31 protein-coding genes are annotated in these 20,434 nt (G+C 61.7%); all 31 read left to right on the forward strand.

The window, feature by feature from the left end; genetic code table 11:
• Positions 1–48: 48 nt before the first annotated feature.
• Positions 49–2,166 carry an elongation factor G gene (gene fusA / locus ABQ137_RS05245; RefSeq protein WP_024938568.1) on the forward strand — a complete coding sequence of 706 codons (2,118 nt, stop codon included), beginning with the start codon at positions 49–51 and terminating at the stop codon, positions 2,164–2,166.
• A 48-nt stretch (positions 2,167–2,214) separates the two neighbouring features.
• Positions 2,215–3,405 (forward strand): elongation factor Tu, encoded by a 1,191-nt coding sequence (gene tuf / locus ABQ137_RS05250; RefSeq protein ID WP_003486726.1) that lies wholly within the window; start codon positions 2,215–2,217, stop codon positions 3,403–3,405.
• A 456-nt stretch (positions 3,406–3,861) separates the two neighbouring features.
• Positions 3,862–4,173, forward strand: a complete 312-nt coding sequence (gene rpsJ / locus ABQ137_RS05255) for a 30S ribosomal protein S10 (protein ID WP_003486723.1) — start codon at positions 3,862–3,864, stop codon at positions 4,171–4,173.
• An 11-nt stretch (positions 4,174–4,184) separates the two neighbouring features.
• The gene (gene rplC, locus ABQ137_RS05260; protein ID WP_005993363.1) at positions 4,185–4,835 is read left to right on the forward strand and encodes a 50S ribosomal protein L3; all 651 of its coding nucleotides are present in this window, start codon (positions 4,185–4,187) and stop codon (positions 4,833–4,835) included.
• A 12-nt stretch (positions 4,836–4,847) separates the two neighbouring features.
• Positions 4,848–5,453, forward strand: a complete 606-nt coding sequence (gene rplD, locus ABQ137_RS05265) for a 50S ribosomal protein L4 (RefSeq protein ID WP_024938567.1) — start codon at positions 4,848–4,850, stop codon at positions 5,451–5,453.
• A complete protein-coding gene (gene rplW, locus ABQ137_RS05270) occupies positions 5,450–5,749 on the forward strand; it encodes a 50S ribosomal protein L23 (protein ID WP_002811694.1) in 300 nt (99 codons plus the stop codon). Before rplD ends, rplW begins: the two co-directional genes overlap by 4 nt.
• Before the next feature lie 10 nt (positions 5,750–5,759).
• The gene (gene rplB, locus ABQ137_RS05275) at positions 5,760–6,587 is read left to right on the forward strand and encodes a 50S ribosomal protein L2 (RefSeq protein ID WP_003486715.1); all 828 of its coding nucleotides are present in this window, start codon (positions 5,760–5,762) and stop codon (positions 6,585–6,587) included.
• Positions 6,588–6,593: 6 nt separating this feature from the next.
• Positions 6,594–6,863: a 30S ribosomal protein S19 gene (gene rpsS / locus ABQ137_RS05280; RefSeq protein ID WP_005993369.1), complete on the forward strand. Its 270-nt coding sequence runs from the start codon at positions 6,594–6,596 to the stop codon at positions 6,861–6,863.
• Positions 6,864–6,875: 12 nt separating this feature from the next.
• Positions 6,876–7,211, forward strand: coding sequence for a 50S ribosomal protein L22 (rplV, locus tag ABQ137_RS05285; RefSeq protein ID WP_002811686.1), 336 nt, complete (start codon positions 6,876–6,878; stop codon positions 7,209–7,211).
• A 17-nt stretch (positions 7,212–7,228) separates the two neighbouring features.
• Positions 7,229–7,963 carry a 30S ribosomal protein S3 gene (gene rpsC / locus ABQ137_RS05290; protein ID WP_024938565.1) on the forward strand — a complete coding sequence of 245 codons (735 nt, stop codon included), beginning with the start codon at positions 7,229–7,231 and terminating at the stop codon, positions 7,961–7,963.
• A 5-nt stretch (positions 7,964–7,968) separates the two neighbouring features.
• The gene (rplP, locus tag ABQ137_RS05295) at positions 7,969–8,382 is read left to right on the forward strand and encodes a 50S ribosomal protein L16 (protein ID WP_011036127.1); all 414 of its coding nucleotides are present in this window, start codon (positions 7,969–7,971) and stop codon (positions 8,380–8,382) included.
• Positions 8,382–8,567, forward strand: a complete 186-nt coding sequence (gene rpmC / locus ABQ137_RS05300; RefSeq protein WP_006450638.1) for a 50S ribosomal protein L29 — start codon at positions 8,382–8,384, stop codon at positions 8,565–8,567. The genes rplP and rpmC overlap by 1 nt, the downstream gene beginning before the upstream one ends.
• 11 nt (positions 8,568–8,578) lie before the next feature.
• Positions 8,579–8,848 (forward strand): 30S ribosomal protein S17, encoded by a 270-nt coding sequence (rpsQ, locus tag ABQ137_RS05305; protein ID WP_016900663.1) that lies wholly within the window; start codon positions 8,579–8,581, stop codon positions 8,846–8,848.
• Between the two features lie 14 nt (positions 8,849–8,862).
• Positions 8,863–9,231 carry a 50S ribosomal protein L14 gene (rplN, locus tag ABQ137_RS05310; RefSeq protein ID WP_003486699.1) on the forward strand — a complete coding sequence of 123 codons (369 nt, stop codon included), beginning with the start codon at positions 8,863–8,865 and terminating at the stop codon, positions 9,229–9,231.
• Between the two features lie 15 nt (positions 9,232–9,246).
• Positions 9,247–9,564 carry a 50S ribosomal protein L24 gene (gene rplX, locus ABQ137_RS05315; RefSeq protein ID WP_104539840.1) on the forward strand — a complete coding sequence of 106 codons (318 nt, stop codon included), beginning with the start codon at positions 9,247–9,249 and terminating at the stop codon, positions 9,562–9,564.
• Positions 9,565–9,575: 11 nt separating this feature from the next.
• On the forward strand, positions 9,576–10,118 hold the full coding sequence (rplE, locus tag ABQ137_RS05320) for a 50S ribosomal protein L5 (RefSeq protein WP_010371090.1): 543 nt from the start codon (positions 9,576–9,578) through the stop codon (positions 10,116–10,118).
• A gap of 18 nt (positions 10,119–10,136) precedes the next feature.
• A complete protein-coding gene (gene rpsN, locus ABQ137_RS05325; RefSeq protein WP_005917137.1) occupies positions 10,137–10,442 on the forward strand; it encodes a 30S ribosomal protein S14 in 306 nt (101 codons plus the stop codon).
• Between the two features lie 205 nt (positions 10,443–10,647).
• A complete protein-coding gene (gene rpsH / locus ABQ137_RS05330; protein WP_010371096.1) occupies positions 10,648–11,046 on the forward strand; it encodes a 30S ribosomal protein S8 in 399 nt (132 codons plus the stop codon).
• Between the two features lie 15 nt (positions 11,047–11,061).
• Complete coding sequence (gene rplF, locus ABQ137_RS05335) at positions 11,062–11,589, forward strand: 50S ribosomal protein L6 (RefSeq protein ID WP_024938564.1); 528 nt, start codon at positions 11,062–11,064, stop codon at positions 11,587–11,589.
• Between the two features lie 88 nt (positions 11,590–11,677).
• A complete protein-coding gene (gene rplR, locus ABQ137_RS05340; protein WP_016900655.1) occupies positions 11,678–12,037 on the forward strand; it encodes a 50S ribosomal protein L18 in 360 nt (119 codons plus the stop codon).
• Positions 12,038–12,196: 159 nt separating this feature from the next.
• Complete coding sequence (gene rpsE / locus ABQ137_RS05345; RefSeq protein ID WP_003486682.1) at positions 12,197–12,739, forward strand: 30S ribosomal protein S5; 543 nt, start codon at positions 12,197–12,199, stop codon at positions 12,737–12,739.
• Positions 12,732–12,923, forward strand: a complete 192-nt coding sequence (gene rpmD, locus ABQ137_RS05350) for a 50S ribosomal protein L30 (protein WP_024938563.1) — start codon at positions 12,732–12,734, stop codon at positions 12,921–12,923. Before rpsE ends, rpmD begins: the two co-directional genes overlap by 8 nt.
• 4 nt (positions 12,924–12,927) lie before the next feature.
• On the forward strand, positions 12,928–13,371 hold the full coding sequence (gene rplO, locus ABQ137_RS05355; protein WP_016900650.1) for a 50S ribosomal protein L15: 444 nt from the start codon (positions 12,928–12,930) through the stop codon (positions 13,369–13,371).
• A 7-nt stretch (positions 13,372–13,378) separates the two neighbouring features.
• Complete coding sequence (gene secY / locus ABQ137_RS05360; protein ID WP_016900648.1) at positions 13,379–14,746, forward strand: preprotein translocase subunit SecY; 1,368 nt, start codon at positions 13,379–13,381, stop codon at positions 14,744–14,746.
• 332 nt (positions 14,747–15,078) lie between these two features.
• A complete protein-coding gene (gene rpsM / locus ABQ137_RS05365; protein WP_003486672.1) occupies positions 15,079–15,435 on the forward strand; it encodes a 30S ribosomal protein S13 in 357 nt (118 codons plus the stop codon).
• 10 nt (positions 15,436–15,445) lie between these two features.
• Positions 15,446–15,838, forward strand: coding sequence for a 30S ribosomal protein S11 (gene rpsK, locus ABQ137_RS05370; RefSeq protein WP_003486671.1), 393 nt, complete (start codon positions 15,446–15,448; stop codon positions 15,836–15,838).
• A 15-nt stretch (positions 15,839–15,853) separates the two neighbouring features.
• Positions 15,854–16,480: a 30S ribosomal protein S4 gene (gene rpsD / locus ABQ137_RS05375; protein WP_024938562.1), complete on the forward strand. Its 627-nt coding sequence runs from the start codon at positions 15,854–15,856 to the stop codon at positions 16,478–16,480.
• 53 nt (positions 16,481–16,533) lie between these two features.
• The gene (locus ABQ137_RS05380) at positions 16,534–17,532 is read left to right on the forward strand and encodes a DNA-directed RNA polymerase subunit alpha (protein WP_002811635.1); all 999 of its coding nucleotides are present in this window, start codon (positions 16,534–16,536) and stop codon (positions 17,530–17,532) included.
• 180 nt (positions 17,533–17,712) lie between these two features.
• Positions 17,713–18,096 carry a 50S ribosomal protein L17 gene (gene rplQ / locus ABQ137_RS05385; RefSeq protein ID WP_003486665.1) on the forward strand — a complete coding sequence of 128 codons (384 nt, stop codon included), beginning with the start codon at positions 17,713–17,715 and terminating at the stop codon, positions 18,094–18,096.
• Positions 18,097–18,419: 323 nt separating this feature from the next.
• Positions 18,420–18,938, forward strand: a complete 519-nt coding sequence (locus ABQ137_RS05390; protein WP_024938561.1) for a disulfide bond formation protein B — start codon at positions 18,420–18,422, stop codon at positions 18,936–18,938.
• A 48-nt stretch (positions 18,939–18,986) separates the two neighbouring features.
• On the forward strand, positions 18,987–20,378 hold the full coding sequence (locus ABQ137_RS05395) for a class II 3-deoxy-7-phosphoheptulonate synthase (RefSeq protein ID WP_046345812.1): 1,392 nt from the start codon (positions 18,987–18,989) through the stop codon (positions 20,376–20,378).
• Positions 20,379–20,434 lie beyond the last annotated feature (56 nt).

Consider the following 20,434-nt stretch of genomic DNA (forward strand, 5'->3'; position numbering starts at 1 on the left):
AAAGGCGGCGTTCGGCCATCCGAAATCCAAGAAATTGAGAGGCTCCCCGTGGCCCGCACCACCCCTATCGAGCGTTACCGCAACTTCGGCATCATGGCCCACATCGATGCCGGCAAGACCACCACTTCCGAGCGCATCCTGTTCTACACCGGTGTCAGTCACAAGATCGGCGAAGTCCATGACGGCGCTGCAGTGATGGACTGGATGGAGCAGGAGCAGGAGCGTGGTATCACCATCACCTCCGCTGCGACCACCGCGTTCTGGTCGGGCATGGACAAGTCCATGCCGCAGCACCGCTTCAACATCATCGACACCCCCGGGCACGTCGACTTCACCATCGAAGTGGAGCGCTCCTTGCGCGTGCTCGACGGTGCGGTGTTCGTGCTGTGCGCCGTCGGTGGCGTGCAGCCGCAGTCCGAGACCGTCTGGCGCCAGGCCAACAAGTACTCCGTGCCGCGCATGGCCTTCGTCAACAAGATGGACCGTACCGGTGCCAACTTTGACAAGGTCGTCGAGCAGCTGAAGGCCCGTCTGGGTGCCTACGCCGTGCCGATGCAGGTGCCGATCGGCGCCGAAGACGGCTTCGAGGGCGTGGTCGACCTGCTCAAGATGAAGGCGATCCATTGGGATACCGCATCGCAGGGCACCACCTTCGAATACCGTGACATCCCGGCCGATCTGGTCGAGATCGCGACCGAGGCGCGTTCGTTCATGGTCGAGGCGGCTGCAGAAGCCAGCGAAGACCTGATGGACAAGTACCTCAACGAAGGCGACCTGAGCGAAGAAGAGATCCTGGTGGGTCTGCGCGAGCGCACCCTGAAGGTCGAGATCGTGCCGGTGTTCTGCGGCTCGGCGTTCAAGAACAAGGGCGTGCAGGCCATGCTGGACGGCGTCGTGCACCTGTTGCCGTCGCCGGCCGACCGTCCGCCGGTCCAGGGTATCGATGAGGACGAGAAGGAAGACACCCGTCCGGCCACCGATACCGCGCCGTTCTCGGCGTTGGCGTTCAAGATCATGACCGACCCGTTCGTGGGCTCGCTGACGTTCTTCCGTGTCTACTCGGGCACGTTGAACTCCGGCGACCAGGTCTACAACCCGGTCAAGTCGAAGAAAGAGCGCGTGGGCCGCATCCTGCAGATGCACTCCAACAATCGCGAAGAGATCAAGGAAGTGCGCGCTGGTGACATCGCCGCTGCCGTGGGTCTGAAGGACGTCACCACCGGCGACACGCTGTGTGCGCAGGACAAGGTCATCACCCTGGAGCGCATGGTGTTCCCGGAGCCGGTGATCTCGATGGCGGTGGAGCCCAAGACCAAGTCGGACCAGGAAAAGATGGGTATGGCCCTGGGCCGTCTGGCGCAGGAAGATCCCTCGTTCCGCGTCAAGACCGACGAGGAATCCGGCCAGACCATCATCTCGGGCATGGGCGAGTTGCACCTGGACATCATCGTCGACCGTATGCGTCGCGAGTTCAATGTCGAGGCCAACGTCGGCAAGCCGCAGGTGGCCTACCGCGAAACCATCCGCAAGTCCGACGTCAAGTCCGACTACAAGCATGCCAAGCAGTCCGGTGGTAAGGGTCAGTACGGTCACGTGGTGATCGAGCTGTCGCCGATGACCGAGGACGATCGCAAGAGCGACAACGTCAAGGACGATTTCCTCTTCATCAACGACATCACCGGCGGCATCATTCCGAAGGAATTCATCCCCTCGGTCGAAAAGGGTCTGCGCGAGACGATCACCAGTGGTCCGATCGCTGGCTTCCCGGTGGTGGGCGTGAAGGTCAAGCTGGTGTTCGGCTCGTACCACGACGTCGACTCTTCGGAAATGGCGTTCAAGCTGGCCGCGTCGATGGCGTTCAAGCAGGGCTTTGCGAAAGCCAGCCCGGTGTTGCTGGAGCCGATCATGAAGGTCGAAATCGTCAGCCCGGAGGATTACCTGGGTGACGTGATGGGCGACGTGAGCCGCCGTCGTGGCGTGTTGCAGGGTCAGGACGACAGCCCGTCGGGCAAGATCATCAACGCGATGATTCCGCTCGGTGAAATGTTCGGCTATGCGACCTCGCTGCGCTCGATGAGCCAGGGTCGCGCGACGTTCTCGATGGAATTCGACCACTACGAAGAGGCACCGGCCAACATCGCCGACGCCGTCACCAAGAAGGGCTGAGTTCGCTCAGCCGCTTCTCACAAATTTTTCAATTAGAGGTAGTTAGTCATGGCAAAAGCTAAATTTGAGCGCACCAAGCCGCACGTGAACGTCGGCACCATCGGTCACGTTGACCATGGCAAGACCACGTTGACAGCCGCGCTGACCAAGATCGGTGCTGAGCGTTTCGGTGGCGAGTTCAAGGCGTATGACGCGATCGACGCGGCGCCGGAAGAGAAGGCGCGCGGCATCACGATTTCGACCGCCCACGTCGAATACGAGTCCCCGACCCGTCACTACGCGCACGTCGATTGCCCCGGCCACGCCGACTACGTCAAGAACATGATCACCGGTGCGGCGCAGATGGATGGCGCGATCCTGGTGTGTTCGGCTGCTGACGGCCCGATGCCGCAGACCCGCGAGCACATCCTGCTCTCGCGTCAGGTCGGCGTGCCGCACATCGTGGTGTTCCTGAACAAGGCCGACATGGTCGACGACGCCGAGCTGCTCGAGCTGGTCGAGATGGAAGTGCGCGAGCTGCTCAGCAAGTACGACTTCCCGGGCGATGACACCCCGATCATCCACGGTTCGGCGCGTCTGGCGCTGGACGGCGACCAGAGCGACATCGGCGTGCCGGCGATCCTGAAGCTGGTCGAGGCGCTGGATTCGTTCATTCCGGAGCCGACCCGCGACGTCGACCGTCCGTTCCTGATGCCGGTCGAAGACGTGTTCTCGATCTCCGGACGCGGCACCGTGGTGACCGGTCGTATCGAGCGCGGCATCATCAAGGTCGGCGACGAAATCGAAATCGTCGGCATCCGCGACACCCAGAAGACCACCGTCACCGGTGTGGAAATGTTCCGCAAGCTGCTGGACCAGGGCCAGGCAGGCGACAACGCCGGTCTGCTGCTGCGCGGCACCAAGCGTGACGACGTCGAGCGCGGCCAGGTGCTGTGCAAGCCGGGTTCGATCAAGCCGCATACCGAGTTCGAAGCCGAAGTCTACGTGCTGTCCAAGGACGAGGGTGGCCGTCATACCCCGTTCTTCAAGGGCTATCGTCCGCAATTCTACTTCCGCACCACCGACATCACTGGCGCCTGCCAGCTGCCGGAAGGCGTGGAGATGGTGATGCCGGGCGACAACGTGAAGATGGTCGTGACCCTGATCAACCCGGTCGCGATGGACGAAGGTCTGCGCTTCGCCATCCGTGAAGGCGGTCGTACCGTCGGCGCCGGTGTGGTTGCCAAGATCATCAAGTAAGTGCCTGCAATCCAGCGGCTTTAGTCACTGGATCTGCAAGAAGGAGGGTCGGCGCAAGCCGGCCCTTTTTTTGGTCCGGGGCCGGGGCTCGCAGACGTCCTTATAGGGCAGGGTGCTTGCGCGACCACAATCACGCCGCTATAATGCGCGGCTCGGTGTCCCTGGGTAGGGCGCTGAGTTACAGCGAAAAGAACGGCAGGATGCCGCTCGTGTTCGCCAGACCGGGAAGGTCGCGTTGCATGGAGCACTCAACAACTCACATGTTGTTGACCGTGCTCTTGTTGCGCACTATACTTTTCCGTCTGGGCAGGCCGGTTTACCGGTCTGCCTCAGTTTTTGGGCGGAGGAAATGCCCTCGCCAGCAGGATGCGCGGCGATTTCATCTACGTCAGGAATATCGGGGCAGGTATCCCAGAGGCCTTGCCCGTCGCTCTTTTAACGAAGGAAGCTTCCGTCATGTCGGAACAAAAGATCCGGATTCGGTTGAAGGCGTTCGATCATCGTTTGATCGACCGTTCGGCCAGCGAGATCGTCGAAACGGCTAAGCGGACCGGCGCGCAAGTGCGTGGCCCGATCCCGTTGCCGACCAAGATCGAACGTTACACCATCCTCGTATCCCCGCATGCCGACAAGGATGCGCGTGACCAGTACGAAACCCGCACGCACAAGCGTGTGCTCGATATCGTCGACCCGAACGACAAGACCGTGGACGCGCTGATGAAGCTCGAACTCGCGGCTGGCGTCGACGTACAGATCAAGTTGACCTGAGGACTACGACCATGACGAAGAAATATTCGTTGGGCTTCGTGGGCCGCAAGGCTGGCATGAGCCGCGTCTTCACTGAAGACGGCCGCTCGGTGCCGGTTACGCTGATCGAAGCAACTCCGAACCGCATCGCGCAGATCAAGACCGTTGAAACCGACGGTTACAGCGCAGTGCAGATTACCGTTGGCGCGCGTCGCGCCGCACTGGTCAACAAGCCGGCCGCTGGTCACTTCGCCAAGGCGAAGGTGGAAGCGGGTCGCGGCTTGTGGGAATTCCGCGTTGAAGATGCGCAGCTCGGCGATTTCGCCGTCGGCGGCGAAATCAAGGCGGACATTTTCGAGGTCGGCCAGAAGGTCGACGTCCAGGGCGTCACCAAGGGTAAGGGTTTCCAGGGCACCATCAAGCGCTACAACTTCCGTATGGGCGATGCAACTCACGGTAACTCGCTGTCGCATCGCGCGCCGGGTTCGTTGGGTCAGCGCCAGACCCCGGGTCGCGTTTTCCCGGGTAAGAAGATGTCGGGCCACATGGGCGCCGTGCAGCAAAGCACGCAGAACCTGGAAGTGGTCAAGGTCGACGTCGAGCGTGGTCTGATTGCTATCCGCGGCGCCGTGCCTGGCGCAGCTGGTGGCGACGTGATCGTCCGTCCGGCGAGCAAGGCATAAGGAGAGATGACGATGGAACTCGTTATCACGGGTAGCAATAACAAGGTCTCGGTCTCCGATGCCGTGTTCGGTCGCGAATTCAGCGAAGATCTGGTTCACCAGGTCGTCGTCGCTTATCGCAATGCCGGCCGCGCTGGTACCAAGGCTCAGAAGACGCGTTCGGAAGTTGCGGGCACGACCAAGAAGTCGAAGAAGCAGAAGGGCGGCGGTGCGCGTCATGGCGCGCTGACGGCTCCGATCTTCATCGGCGGCGGCGTGACCTTCGCGGCCAAGCCGCGCAGCTTCGAACAGAAAGTCAACCGCAAGATGTACCGTGCGGCCATCTGCGCGATCTTCTCTGAGCTTAACCGCCAGGGTCGCCTGATGATCGTCGATGCGTTCGACGTCGAAACCACCAAGACCCAGGGTCTGATCGAGAAGCTGAAGGGACTGGACGTGGGCAAGCGCCCGCTGATCGTCACCGAGGAAGCGTCCGAGCACCTGTATCTGTCCGCCCGCAATCTGCCGTATGTGCAGGTGCGTGATGTGCAGGGTCTGGATCCGGTCGCTCTGGTCGGGGCCGATACGGTCGTGATCACCGCCGATGCGGTCAAGAAGGTCGAGGAGTGGCTGGCATGAGCAGCAACGAAAAAATCTTCAGCGTGCTGCGTGCTCCGCGAGTCTCCGAAAAGACCGCGCGCCTGCAGGAAATCTCCAACCAGTATGTCTTCGAAGTTTCGAACGAAGCCACCAAGGCCGATGTAAAGGCCGCGGTTGAGCAGCTGTTCGACGTCAAGGTCAAAGCAGTCAACGTGGTCAACGTCAAGGGCAAGAGCAAGTCCTTCCGTAACCGTGCTGGCAGCCGTGGCAATTGGCGCAAGGCGTACGTCCGCCTGGTTGATGGTCAGTCCATCGACGTAACGGCCAAGGCCTGAGGTCCATCCCATGCCATTGATGAAGTTCAAACCCACCTCTCCCGGCCGTCGTTCCGCCGTGCGCGTGGTTACTCCCGATCTGCACAAGGGCGCACCGCACGCGGCGCTGCTCGACTCGCAGAGCAAGTCCGGTGGTCGTAACCACCATGGCCGCATCACCGTGCGTCACGTCGGTGGTGGCCACAAGCAGCACTACCGCATCATCGACTTCAAGCGCAACAAGGAAGGCATTCCGGCGCGTGTGGAGCGGATCGAATACGATCCGAACCGTACCGCTCATATCGCCCTGCTGTGCTACGTCGACGGCGAGCGTCGCTACATCATCGCCCCCAAGGGCCTGAAGGCTGGCGATCAGGTCATTGCCGGTGCCAACGCACCGATCAAGACCGGCAACACGCTGCCGCTGCGCAACATCCCGGTCGGTACGACGGTCCACGGTATCGAGCTGAAGCCGGGTAAGGGCGCTCAGATCGCACGTGCTGCCGGTGCAGCCGTCCAGCTGGTCGCTCGCGAAGGCATCTATGCCACGCTGCGTCTGCGCTCGGGCGAAATGCGCAAGGTGCCGGTCGAGTGCCGCGCCACCATCGGCGAAGTCGGCAACGACGAGCACAACCTCGAGAAGCTGGGCAAGGCTGGCGCCAAGCGCTGGCGCGGTGTTCGTCCGACCGTTCGCGGTGCGGCCATGAACCCGGTCGATCACCCGCACGGTGGTGGTGAGGCCAAGGCTGGCCAGGGTAATCCGCATCCGGTCACCCCGTGGGGTGTTCCGACCAAGGGTTACAAGACGCGCAAGAACAAGCGCACCCAGCAATTCATCGTCCGCGATCGTAGGGGCTAATCGACCATGGCACGTTCACTTAAGAAGGGCCCGTTCGTCGATCACCACCTTGCAAAGAAGGTGGAGTCCGCTGCGGGTAGCAAGAAGCCGATCAAGACCTGGTCGCGCCGTTCGATGATCCTGCCGGAAATGGTAGGCATCACCATCGCCGTGCATAACGGCAAGAACCACATTCCGGTGCTCGTCAACGAGAATATGGTCGGCCACAAGCTCGGCGAATTTGCCGTCACCCGGACCTTCAAGGGTCACGGTGGCGACAAGAAGTCGAGCAGGTAAGGAGAGATGACGATGGAAGCGAAAGCAATCCTGCGCACCGCGCGCATCTCCCCGCAGAAGGCCCGCCTGGTCGCTGACCAGGTGCGTGGACTGTCCGCCGAACGTGCGGTCAATCTGCTGAAGTTCTCGGACAAGAAGGCTGCGCACCTGATCAAGAAGGTTGTGGAGTCGGCTATTGCCAATGCCGAGAACAATCAGGGCGCGGATGTCGACGAGCTGAAGGTCAAGACCATCATGGTTGATGAAGGTCCCTCCCTGAAGCGTTTCATGGCGCGGGCGAAAGGCCGCGGTACCCGCATCCTCAAGCGCACCAGTCACATCACTGTGATTGTCGGCGCCGCCAAGTAAGCGGAAAGGAAAAGACCATGGGTCATAAAGTTCATCCGACTGGAATTCGCCTTGGCATCGCCAAGGACTGGAATTCCAAGTGGTACGCAAGCAAGGCCGACTTCGCCGCCTACCTGGCAGCCGACCTGAAAGTGCGTGAAATGCTGCGCAAGAAGCTCGCGCAGGCAGGTATCAGCAAGATCTTGATCGAGCGCCCTGCCAAAACCGCCCGCGTGACGATCCACACCGCCCGTCCGGGCGTGGTGATCGGCAAGCGTGGCGAGGACATCGAAAAGCTGCGTAAGGAAGTGAGCGCGATGATGGGTGTTCCTGCCCACATCAACGTCACCGAAGTGCGCAAGCCGGAGCTGGATGCGCAGCTGGTCGCCGAGTCGATCGCGCAGCAGCTTGAGCGTCGCATCATGTTCCGCCGCGCAATGAAGCGCTCGGTCGGCAACGCGATGCGCTTGGGTGCCCTGGGCATCAAGGTCAATGTGGCTGGCCGCCTCAACGGTGCAGAAATCGCCCGTTCGGAGTGGTACCGCGAAGGCCGCGTGCCGCTGCACACGCTACGTGCCGACATCGATTACGGTTTTGCCGAGGCGTCCACGACGTACGGCATCATCGGCATCAAGGTCTGGATCTATAAGGGTGAGGTCTTCGACTTCTCCCAGGTTGGCCAGGAGAAGCAGGACGACAGCCCGCGCAACGATCGTAATGATCGCGGCGACCGTGGTGACCGTCCTTCGCGCCCGGCTCGTGAAGCGAGGTAACGGCAATGTTGCAACCCAAGCGAACCAAATATCGCAAGATGCACAAGGGCCGTAACGACGGCCTGGCATGGAGCGGAAACGCCGTCAGCTTCGGCGAGTACGGCCTCAAGGCAACCGCGCACGGTCAGCTGACCGCGCGTCAGATTGAAGCAGCACGTCGTACGATCAGCCGCCACGTCAAGAAGGGCGGCAAGATGTGGATTCGTGTGTTCCCCGACAAGCCGATCACCAAGAAGCCGATCGAAGTCCGCATGGGCTCCGGTAAGGGCAACGTGGAGTACTGGGTCGCGCAGATTCAGCCGGGCCGCATGATCTATGAAATCGAGGGTATTCCCGAAGATATCGCACGTGAGGCGTTCCGCCTTGCCGCCGCGAAATTGTCGGTGACCACCACTTTCGTGACCCGGACGGTGCGCTGATGGATATCAAACAACTCCGCGAGAAGTCGGCTGACGAACTGAAGGCCCACCTGACCGATCTGCGTAAGGAGCAGTTCTCGCTCCGTATGCAGCAGGTCACCGGCCAGCTGCCGAAGACCCACGATACCCGCCGGGTGCGCCGCGAGATTGCTCGCGTCAAGTACCTGCTCGGCAGCACCAAGTAAGGACGGCCGCGATGAGCGACAACAACGAAAAGCAAGCGCTGCGCACGGTCGAAGGCCGTGTCGTCAGCAACAAGATGGACAAGACGGTCACCGTGTTGGTGGAGCGCCAGGTCAAGCACCCGTTGTACGGTAAGTACATCAAGCGCTCGTCCAAGCTCCACGCACACGACGCCGACAATGCCTGCAACGAAGGCGATGTCGTGCGTGTGACCGAGATTGCTCCAATGTCCAAGACCAAGAACTGGCGGGTGGTCGAAATCGTCACCCGTTCGGCCGAATAAGGGAGATCTGAATCATGATCCAGATGCAGAGCTACCTCGATGTCGCCGACAATTCGGGTGCCAAGGAAGTGATGTGCATTAAGGTGCTGGGCGGCTCCAAGCGCCGCTACGCACACATTGGCGACATCATCAAGGTGACCGTCAAGGACGCCATTCCGCGCGGTAAGGTCAAGAAGGGCGAAGTCTACGACGCCGTCGTGGTGCGTACCCGCAAGGGTGTGCGCCGTCCCGACGGTTCGCTGATCCGCTTCGATGGCAACGCCGCTGTGCTGTTGAACAATAAGCAGGAGCCGATCGGGACCCGCATCTTCGGGCCGGTGACGCGCGAGCTGCGTTCCGAGAAGTTCATGAAGATCGTCTCGCTCGCTCCCGAAGTGCTGTGAGCGGAGGACATATACATGGCTAACCGTATCAAGAAGGGCGACCAGGTCGTCATCAACACCGGCAAGGACAAGGGTAAGCAGGGTGAAGTTGTGCGTGTGGATGGCGATCGCGTGATCGTCTCCAATGCCAACGTCATCAAGCGCCACACCAAGCCGAACCCGCAGGCGGGTGTCGCCGGCGGCGTGGTCGAGCGTGAAGCGTCGATCCATATCTCCAACGTCAATGTCGTCAACCCGGCAACGGGCAAGGGCGAGCGCGTTGGCTTCAAGGTGCTGGAGGATGGACGCAAATTGCGTGTGTTCCGCTCCAGCGGTGAGGCGCTCGACGCCTGAGGAATGCGATCATGAACACTCGTCTCGAAAAGTTTTACAAGGAAAACGTGGTGCCGGCCCTGATGAAGGAATTCGGCTACACCAATCCGATGGAAGTGCCGAAGCTGGTCAAGGTCACGCTCAACATGGGCGTGGGCGAGGCGGCTACCAACAAGAAGATTCTGGAAAATGCGGTCGCCGACATGTCCAAGATCTCCGGTCAGAAGCCGGTGGTCACCAAGTCGCGCGTTTCGGTCGCATCGTTCAAGATTCGTGACGGTTGGCCGATCGGCTGCAAGACCACGTTGCGTCGCGCCAAGATGTACGAGTTTCTGGATCGTCTGATCAACATCTCGCTGCCGCGCGTGCGCGACTTCCGTGGTGTTTCCGGTCGCTCCTTTGACGGTCGTGGCAACTTCAACATGGGTGTGAAGGAACAGATCATCTTCCCGGAAATCGACTTCGACGCCGTCGACGCGATCCGCGGTATGGATATCGCCATCACCACCACCGCCAAGACGGATGCGGAAGCGAAGGCGCTGCTGGCAGCGTTCAAGTTCCCGTTCCGTAACTGACCGTCGAGGACATCCGAAATGGCAAAGACCTCCATGATCCACCGCGACATCAAGCGTGCAAAGCTGGCGAAGAAATTCGCCGGCAAGCGTGATGCGCTGAAGAAGATCCTCTCCAGCCAGGATGCGTCCTACGAAGAGAAGATCGATGCGTCGACCAAGTTGCAGAAGCTGCCGCGCGATTCGTCGCCGAGCCGCCACCGCAACCGTTGCGAGTTGTCCGGTCGTCCGCGCGGTGTCTACCGCAAGTTCGGTCTGGGTCGCAACATGCTGCGCAAGGCCACCATGAACGGCGACGTTCCGGGCCTGCGCAAGGCAAGCTGGTAACAGCATTGCCGGTCGCTCGCGGCCGGCTTGAGCAGGATGATTCTGTTCAACATGGGAGTCCGACGCAAGTCGGGCTCTTTTGTCGTATACTTCCGCTTCTGTCTAGCCCGCACGGGCCTGGCATGGCGTAAAGGGTCCTGGCCCATCCCCAGGAAAACACAAGATTTTCGCGAAAGCGGATATCGGTGCACTCAAAGGTACTCATATGAGCATGACTGATCCCATCGCCGACCTGCTGGTACGCATCAAGAATGCGGCCGCGGTTGGTAAGCAGACGGTGAAATTGCCGTCGTCCAAGATCAAGGTCGCGATCGCCCAGGTCCTGAAGGACGAGGGTTACATCACCGACCTGCGCGTGACAGCGACCGAGAACAACAAGTCGGAGCTGGAAATCGTGCTGAAGTATTTCGAAGGCCGTCCGGTCATCGAGACCCTGAAGCGTTTCTCGCGCTCGGGTCTGCGCCAGTACCGCGGCAAGACCGAGCTGCCCAAGGTCCTGGGTGGCCTGGGTATCGCCATCATTTCCACGTCGAAGGGCATCATGACCGATGCGCAGGCTCGCGAAGCCGGCGTTGGTGGTGAAGTCCTGTGCTTCGTGGCCTAAGGGAAGGAATCGATCATGTCCCGTGTAGCCAAGAAGCCTGTCTCCCTTCCGAAGGGTGTTGAACTCAAGGTCCAGCCCGAGCTGGTCAGCGTCAAGGGCCCGAAGGGCACCCTGACCCTGCCGAAGCCGGTTGGCGTCGAAATCGCCGTTGACGGCGACGTTGCCACGCTGTCGGCCAACGAGCCGTCGCAGATCGCCATCACCGGCACCGTGCGCGCCATCCTTGCCAATATGGTCAAGGGCGTGTCCGAAGGCTTCGAGCGCAAGCTCGAGCTGGTGGGTGTCGGTTACCGTGCCGCCATGCAGGGCAAGGACCTGAGCCTGGCGCTCGGCTTCTCGCACCCGCTGGTGTTCGTGGCGCCGGAAGGCATCACGCTGTCGACCCCGACCCAGACCGAAATCGTGGTCCAGGGCGCCGACAAGCAGCGCGTCGGCGAAGTTGCCGCCAAGATTCGCGGTTTCCGTCCGCCGGAGCCCTACAAGGGCAAGGGTGTGAAGTACGCCGGTGAAGTCATCATTCGCAAGGAAGCCAAGAAGGCTTAATGGCGAGTCCCTCGCAAGAGCCCGCACATCCCTGTGCGGACTTTTGATAGGAGCACGCTTTCCCTTCAGCTTCCGTAGGATAAATATCATGAGCATCAACAAGAACATCGCCCGTCTGCGTCGCGCCAAGTCCACCCGTTCGCACATCCGTGAACTGGGCGTCGCTCGCCTGTCGGTGCTGCGCACCGGCCAGCATCTGTATGCGCAGGTCTTCACCGCCGACGGCTCCAAGGTGATCGCTGCGGCGAACACCCTGCAGGCCGATGTCAAGGAAGGCCTGAAGAACGGCAAGAACAGCGATGCGGCCGTCAAGGTCGGCAAGCTGATCGCCGAGCGCGCCAAGGCTGCGGGCATCGAGAAGGTCGCATTCGACCGCTCGGGCTATCGCTACCATGGCCGTATCAAGGCGCTGGCCGACGCAGCTCGCGAAGGCGGCCTGCAGTTCTAAGCACTGCTGCGGATGTGGCCATCGGCCACATCCGCGTTACCGCCGGCAGGGGAGATGCCGGACCGTCCCGTTCTTTTGCAACGGTGCCGGGAACACAGCGTGACTTCACAACCATAAGCGGCTTCGAGCCGTACATACCCAATCAATCAAGGAATCAAGATGGCAGAAGAACGTGCACCGCGGGGTCGTGATCGCGACCGTAACCGCGAAGAGAAAGTCGACGATGGCATGATCGAAAAGCTGGTCGCGGTCAATCGCGTCAGCAAGACGGTCAAGGGCGGTCGCCAGTTCACCTTCACCGCGTTGACCGTGGTCGGCGATGGTCTGGGCAAGGTCGGTTTCGGTTATGGCAAGGCGCGCGAAGTGCCGGTCGCCATCCAGAAGTCGATGGAGCAGGCGCGCAAGAACCTGGCGACTGTCGATCTGAACAACGGTACCTTGTGGCATGCCGTCAAGTCCGGCCATGGCGCAGCACGCGTCTACATGCAGCCGGCGTCGGAAGGTACGGGCGTCATCGCCGGCGGTGCCATGCGCGCCGTGCTGGAAGCGGTCGGCGTCAAGAACGTGCTGGCCAAGGCGGTTGGTTCGCGTAATCCGATCAACCTGGTCCGTGCAACCCTGAAGGGTCTGTCGGAAGTGCAGTCGCCGGCCCGTGTTGCGGCCAAGCGCGGCAAGAAGGTGGAGGAGCTCAACCATGGCTAAGGACACCAACAAGACCGTGAAGGTGCGCCTGGTGCGTGGCCTGCGTGGAACCCAGTCGCGTCACCGCCTGTCGGTGCGTGCGTTGGGCCTGAATAAGCTCAACGATGTGCGTGAACTGAAGGACAGCCCGCAGGTTCGCGGTCTGATCAATACCGTTCACTACCTCGTCAAGGTTGAGGACTAATCCCATGACTTTGCATCTCAATGACCTCAAGCCCGCCGACGGCGCCCGTACCGAGCGCACCCGCGTCGGTCGTGGCATCGGCTCCGGCCTCGGCAAGACCTGCGGCCGCGGCCACAAGGGTTCGTTCGCTCGCAAGGGCGGCGGCAAGATCAAGGCCGGCTTCGAAGGCGGCCAGACGCCGATGCAGCGCCGTCTGCCGAAGATCGGCTTCCGTTCCAAGATGGCGCGTGACAGTGCCGAAGTGTTGTCCTACCAGCTGGACAAGCTGGAAGCCGGTGAGATCGACTTTGCAGCGCTGCGTGCGGCCAATCTGGTCCCGAGCCGCGCCAAGAAGGCGAAGATCGTGCTGAAGGGCGAGCTGAGCAAGAAGTTCGTGCTGAAGGGTGTCGCCGCAAGTGCGGGCGCCAAGGCAGCAATCGAAGCTGCCGGCGGCAGCGTAGAGGAGTAATCGGCAGATGGCGCAGGCTGGCATTGGTAACCTCGGTGGCGGGCTCGGCAAGTTCACGGAACTTCGCCAGCGGCTACTGTTCGTCCTCGGGGCATTGATCGTCTATCGCATCGGCTGCTATGTGCCGGTGCCGGGCGTGAATCCCGATGCCATGCTTTCGTTGATGCAGGCGCAGGGCGGCGGCATCGTGGACATGTTCAACATGTTCTCGGGCGGCGCCCTGCACCGTTTCAGTATTTTTGCGTTGAACGTGATGCCGTATATCTCGGCATCGATCGTGATCCAGTTGGCCACGCACATCTTTCCCGCCCTCAAGGCGATGCAGAAGGAAGGCGAATCCGGCCGACGCAAGATCACCCAGTATTCGCGCATCGGTGCGGTGCTGCTGGCGGTGGTGCAGGGCGGCAGTATCGCGCTGGCACTGCAGAACCAGACCGCGCCTGGTGGCGCTCCGGTGGTGTACGCGCCGGGCATGGGTTTCGTGCTCACCGCAGTGATTGCACTGACCGCCGGCACCATCTTCCTGATGTGGGTGGGCGAGCAGGTCACCGAGCGTGGCATCGGTAACGGCGTGTCGCTGATCATCTTTGCCGGCATCGTTGCAGGCCTTCCGTCGGCGGCGATCCAGACCGTCGAGGCCTTCCGCGAAGGCAATCTGAGCTTCATCTCGCTGCTGCTGATCGTCATCACCATTCTGGCGTTCACGCTGTTCGTGGTGTTCGTCGAGCGCGGGCAGCGGCGTATCACAGTCAATTACGCACGCCGCCAGGGAGGCCGCAATGCGTACATGAACCAGACCTCGTTCCTGCCGTTGAAGCTCAACATGGCAGGCGTGATTCCGCCGATCTTCGCCTCCAGCATCCTGGCCTTCCCGGCCACGCTGTCCATGTGGTCGGGTCAGGCGGCGTCTGGCAGCGGTGTGGGTTCGTGGCTGCAGAAGATCGCCAATGCGCTCGGGCCCGGCGAGCCGGTGCACATGCTGGTGTTCGCCGCACTGATCATCGGTTTCGCGTTCTTCTATACCGCGCTGGTGTTCAACTCGCAGGAAACCGCTGACAACCTCAAGAAGTCGGGCGCACTGATTCCTGGTATCCGTCCGGGCAAGGCGACGGCTGACTATGTGGACGGCGTGCTGACGCGCCTGACCGCAGCGGGTTCGTTGTACCTGGTGATCGTCTGCCTGCTGCCGGAAATCATGCGCACCCAGCTGGGCACCTCGTTCCACTTCGGTGGTACGTCGTTGCTGATCGCCGTGGTGGTGGTGATGGACTTCATCGCGCAGATCCAGGCCCATCTGATGTCGCATCAGTATGAGAGCCTGCTGAAGAAGGCCAACCTCAAGGGTGGCTCGCGCGGCGGTCTGGCGCGCAGTTAAGTGGTACACTAGATCTTCATTGCGTGAAGACGGCCTGGTTCCCGGGCCACGATCTTCCGATCAGAAGGGCGGCTCGCGCGACGTCTCGCGCGCGGGTGTGACGAGGTGGTCCTGTGCGGGAGTAGTACAGGCGATTCGGAGAAATTTTCTGGATCAACATCGTCCGGCGCCGGAGCGAGGGCACACTCCCCACGCCGGGTCCATGGAACTTTTGGTTCCACGGGCTTCAAAGCAATCCGAGGCCTTGCTACAATTCCGAGTTCACTTTTGATCCATCCTGCCGGATGGCGCCTGGGCGCTGTCGGGCCATCACTCAGTTGGAGAATCGCGTCATGGCGCGTATTGCAGGCGTCAACCTGCCAGCCCAGAAGCACGTCTGGGTCGGGTTGCAAAGCATCTACGGCATCGGCCGTACCCGTTCGAAGAAGCTCTGCGAATCCGCAGGCGTTACCTCGACCACGAAGATTCGTGATCTGTCCGAACCCGAAATCGAGCGCCTGCGCGCCGAGGTCGGCAAGTATGTCGTCGAAGGCGACCTGCGCCGCGAAATCGGTATCGCGATCAAGCGACTGATGGACCTGGGCTGCTATCGCGGTCTGCGTCATCGCCGTGGTCTCCCGCTGCGTGGTCAGCGCACCCGTACCAACGCCCGCACCCGCAAGGGTCCGCGCAAGGCGATCAGGAAGTAAGGGATAGATCATGGCAAAGCCAGCAGAAAAGAAAACGAAGAAGAAGATCAAGCGCGTCATCACTGACGGCGTCGCTCACGTCCACGCTTCGTTCAACAACACCATCGTCACCATCACCGATCGCCAGGGCAATGCACTGTCGTGGGCCACGTCCGGCGGCGCCGGTTTCCGTGGTTCGCGCAAGTCGACCCCGTTCGCTGCTCAGGTTGCCGCCGAAAAGGCTGGCCGCGCTGCGCTCGACTACGGCGTGAAGTCGCTGGAAGTGCGTATCAAGGGTCCGGGTCCGGGCCGTGAGTCGGCCGTGCGTTCGTTGAACAACGTGGGCTACAAGATCACCAACATCATCGACGTGACGCCAATCCCGCACAACGGGTGCCGTCCGCCGAAGAAGCGTCGCGTCTAAAGGGAGCGATAAGAAATGGCTCGTTATATCGGTCCTACCTGTAAGCTCGCCCGGCGCGAAGGCGTCGATCTTTCCCTCAAGAGCCCGGCGCGCGCGCTGGACTCCAAGTGCAAGCTTGAGCAGAAGCCCGGCCAACACGGCGCGGCTCGCAAAGGCAAGCTCTCCGACTATGCCACCCAGCTGCGCGAAAAGCAGAAGGTCAAGCGCATCTACGGTTTGCTGGAGCGTCAGTTCCGCAACTACTACAAGAAGGCCTCGACCAAGAAGGGCAACACCGGCGAGAACCTGCTGCAGTTGCTGGAAACCCGTCTGGACAACGTCTGCTACCGCATGGGCTTTGCCGTCACCCGTCCGGCCGCGCGCCAGCTGGTGTCGCACCGTGGCGTGCTGGTCAATGGCAAGTCGGTGAATCTGGCTTCGTACCAGATCAAGGCTGGCGATGCGATCACGCTGTCGGAAAAGGCACAGAAGCAGCTTCGCGTGCAGGAAGCCCTGACCGTGGCTGAGCAGCACGACATGACGCCGTCGTGGGTCGAAGTCGATTCGAAGAAGTTCAGCGGCGTGTTCAAGGCCGTTCCGGATCGCGCTGACCTGCCTTCGGATATCAACGAAGCGCTGATCGTCGAGTTGTATTCGAAGTAATTCACATTGGAGAGCCTCCGGCACCGCCGGAGGTTCGCAGGAGACCCCGCAACATGACGGTTACCGCCAACCAGGTTCTGCGCCCCCGTGGTCCGCAGATCGAACGTCTTACCGACAATCGCGCAAAGGTCGTGATCGAGCCCTTGGAGCGCGGTTACGGGCACACGCTGGGCAATGCCCTGCGTCGTGTGCTGTTGTCGTCGATCCCGGGTTTTGCGATCACCGAGGTCGAGATCGACGGCGTGCTGCACGAATACACCACGGTCGAAGGGCTGCAGGAAGACGTGCTTGACGTCCTGCTCAACCTGAAAGACGTGGCGATTCGTATGCATAGTGGCGACAGCGCGACGCTGTCGTTGTCCAAGCAGGGTCCGGGCACGGTCACTGCGGCCGACATCAGGACCGATCACAACGTCGAGATCATCAACGGCGACCACGTGATCTGCCACCTGACCAAGGACACGGCGCTGAACATGCGCCTGAAGATCGAGCGTGGTTTCGGCTATCAGCCGGCTGCCGCGCGTCGTCGTCCGGACGAAGAGACCCGCACCATCGGTCGTCTGATGCTGGATGCGTCGTTCTCGCCGGTGCGTCGCGTTGCCTATGCCGTGGAAGCTGCGCGCGTTGAACAGCGCACCGACCTCGACAAGCTGGTGATCGATATCGAAACCAACGGCACGATCGATGCCGAGGAAGCCGTGCGCACCGCCGCCGACATCCTCAGCGATCAGCTATCGGTGTTCGGCGATTTCACCCACCGCGATCGCGGTGCGGCCAAGCCGGCTGCCAGCGGCGTGGATCCGGTGCTGCTGCGCCCGATCGACGACCTCGAGCTGACCGTGCGTTCGGCCAACTGCCTGAAGGCCGAGAGCATCTACTACATCGGTGATCTGATCCAGAAGACCGAAGTGGAGCTGCTCAAGACCCCGAACCTCGGCAAGAAGTCGCTGACCGAAATCAAGGAAGTGCTGGCACAGCGCGGCCTTGCACTGGGCATGAAGCTGGAGAACTGGCCGCCGGCCGGTGTCGCCCAGCACGGCATGCTTGGTTAATGCATCACCGCATGGGCGTCTTCGGGCGCCCATGCTGTTTTTTTACATCGACGGGCCAAAGCCCGCGGTGACATCCGGTCAAAGGACGGCCGGCTCGGACCAACCGCAGTCCATTCAACAGCGCCAGGATGGCGACAGCGTCTCTCAAGCAGTCTCAACATTCCTTAGGAAATCACACTCATGCGTCACCAGAAATCCGGTCGTAAATTCAACCGCACCAGCGCGCACCGCGAAGCCATGTTCCGCAATATGGCCGCGTCGCTGTTCAAGCACGAGCTGATCAAGACCACCTTGCCGAAGGCCAAGGAACTGCGTCGCGTCGCCGAGCCGCTGATCACCATCGGCAAGGTCGATGGCGTTGCCAATCGTCGTCTGGCGTTCGCTCGCCTGCGCGACAAGGAAGCGGTGGGCAAGCTGTTCGTCGAACTGGGCCCGCGTTACGCGACCCGTCCCGGCGGCTACCTGCGCATCCTGAAGGCCGGCTTCCGTGCCGGTGACAATGCGCCGATGGCGTATGTCGAGCTGGTCGACCGTCCGGTCGTCGCCGAGGAAGTGGCCGAGTAATCGGTTCGCCCTTCGCAAAGATTCTCGAAAAGCCCGGCTAGCGCCGGGCTTTTTTATTGCCTGTGCCGGACCATGGCGGTCGGTCTTGGTATGGGTGTTTCGGCAACAGCGCAGCGATGTGCATGGCTCAACCAGGATCAAGCTCGCCGCCGCAAAGGCGGCCGTCTCCGGGCGGTGTCGAGGTCTGCAGACCGACACATGACTGGCGACATGCATGGCTGCACCGGGCCTGCTGCCAGGCGACCTGCCCGATGCAGGCATCCGTGGTCACCGCGGCAGCGATGGCTGATAATCGGGCATTCGATCCTAGGCAAGCGGTAGCGATGAATCCATTTCGTTGGGGTTTCCGGGCGCAGTTCTTGCTGGGCTTTCTTGCCTGCGCAGGATTGCTTGCCTATGCGATCTACGTACAGCTGCATCTTGGGCTGGAGCCATGCCCGCTATGCATCTTCCAGCGGATCGCGTTTGCGGCGCTGGCGCTGTTGTTTCTGCTGGGCGCGTTGCATGGGCCGCGCGCAGCGGGCACGCGCAAGCTCTATGGCGTGCTCAGCTTCATCGCTGCCGGCGTCGGCATGGGCATCGCGGCGCGGCATGTCTGGGTGCAGATCCGGCCCAAGGACATGATGTCCTCGTGCGGGCCGCCGTTGAGCTTCCTGAGCGAGACGATGGGGCCGTTCGAAGTGTTCCGCACCGTGCTGACCGGCACCGGCGACTGCGGCAATATCGATTGGCGCTTTCTGGGCCTGAGCATGCCGATGTGGAGCATGCTGTGGTTCGTGGGCCTGGCGCTGTGGGCGCTGTACGCCGGCTTCAGGCAGCGTGGTCCGCGCAAACTGTTCTGATCGTTTCGTTCCGGCGCTGGCCGGCGCCCGAGATTTCTGGAGTTCACGATGTCCGCTTCCCCTCATTCGTCCGTCAACCAGGCAGAGCAGTGGTCGCCGCAGAGCTGGCGGCAGCGTCCGGCGTTGCAGATGCCGGTCTACCCGGACGCCGTTGCGTTGGAACACACGCTGGGCGAGTTGCGGCAGCTGCCGCCGCTGGTGACCTCCTGGGAAATCTTTGCGCTCAAGCGCCAGCTGGCGGAGGCGCAGGAAGGCAAGCGCTTCCTGCTGCAGGGCGGCGATTGCGCCGAGAACTTCAGCGATTGCGAATCGGGCACGATCTCCAATCGCCTGAAGGTGCTGCTGCAAATGAGCCTGGTGCTGGTGCATGGCCTGCACCTGCCGGTGGTGCGGGTAGGGCGCTTTGCCGGGCAGTACGCCAAGCCACGCTCGGCCGATACCGAAACCCGCGACGGGGTGACCTTGCCGAGCTACCGCGGCGATGTGATCAACGCGCCAGCCTTCACCGAAGCGGCGCGCGTGCCGGATCCGCAGCGCATGATCACCGCGCATTCGCGCTCGGCGATGACGATGAATTTCGTGCGCGCTCTGATCGACGGCGGCTTTGCCGACCTGCACCATCCCGAATACTGGAATCTGGACTGGGTGGGGTATTCGCCGCTGGCGGCGGACTACCAGAAGATGGTGGCATCGATCGGCGATGCGGTGCGCTTCATGGAGACCCTGTCCGGCGCGGAGGTCTACAACCTCAATCGCATCGACTTCTACACCTCGCACGAGGCGCTGTTGCTGCCGTACGAGGAAGGCCTGACCCGGCAGGTGCCGCGCCAGTGGGGCTGGTTCAACCTGAGCACGCATTACCCGTGGATCGGCATGCGTACTGCTGCGCTGGATGGCGCGCATGTGGAATACCTGCGTGGCGTGCGTAACCCGATCGCGATCAAGGTGGGGCCATCGGTGCAGCCGGATCAGCTATTGCGTCTGATCGACGTGCTCAATCCCGAAGACGAACCCGGCCGCCTGAGCTTCATCCATCGCATGGGTGCGGCGCAGATCGCCGAGAAGTTGCCGCCGCTGCTGGAGGCGGTCAAGCGCGATGGGCGTCGGGTGTTGTGGGTGTGCGATGCGATGCACGGCAATACCGAAAGCACCGGAAATGGCTATAAAACACGGCGTTTCGACAATATCCGCAGCGAGGTCGAGTTGTCCTTCGATCTGCATGCGGCCGCCGGGACGCGCCTGGGCGGGGTGCATCTGGAACTGACCGGCGAAGACGTCACCGAATGCACCGGTGGCGCGCGCGAGCTGACCGAGCGCGATCTGGAACGCGCCTACCGCTCCAGCGTGGATCCGCGGCTGAACTACGAGCAGTCGCTGGAAATCGCAATGGCGATCGTGCGCAAGCAACAGCAGGTGGCGTCGCAGCCGCTGGGCGCGTGATGTCACCGTACGCATGACGTGATGCTCATGCCGCGTGCGGCATGATGCTGCAGCCA

Origin of the sequence: Xanthomonas sp. WHRI 8393, assembly GCF_040203315.1 — a bacterium.
Classification (GTDB): domain Bacteria; phylum Pseudomonadota; class Gammaproteobacteria; order Xanthomonadales; family Xanthomonadaceae; genus Xanthomonas; species Xanthomonas arboricola.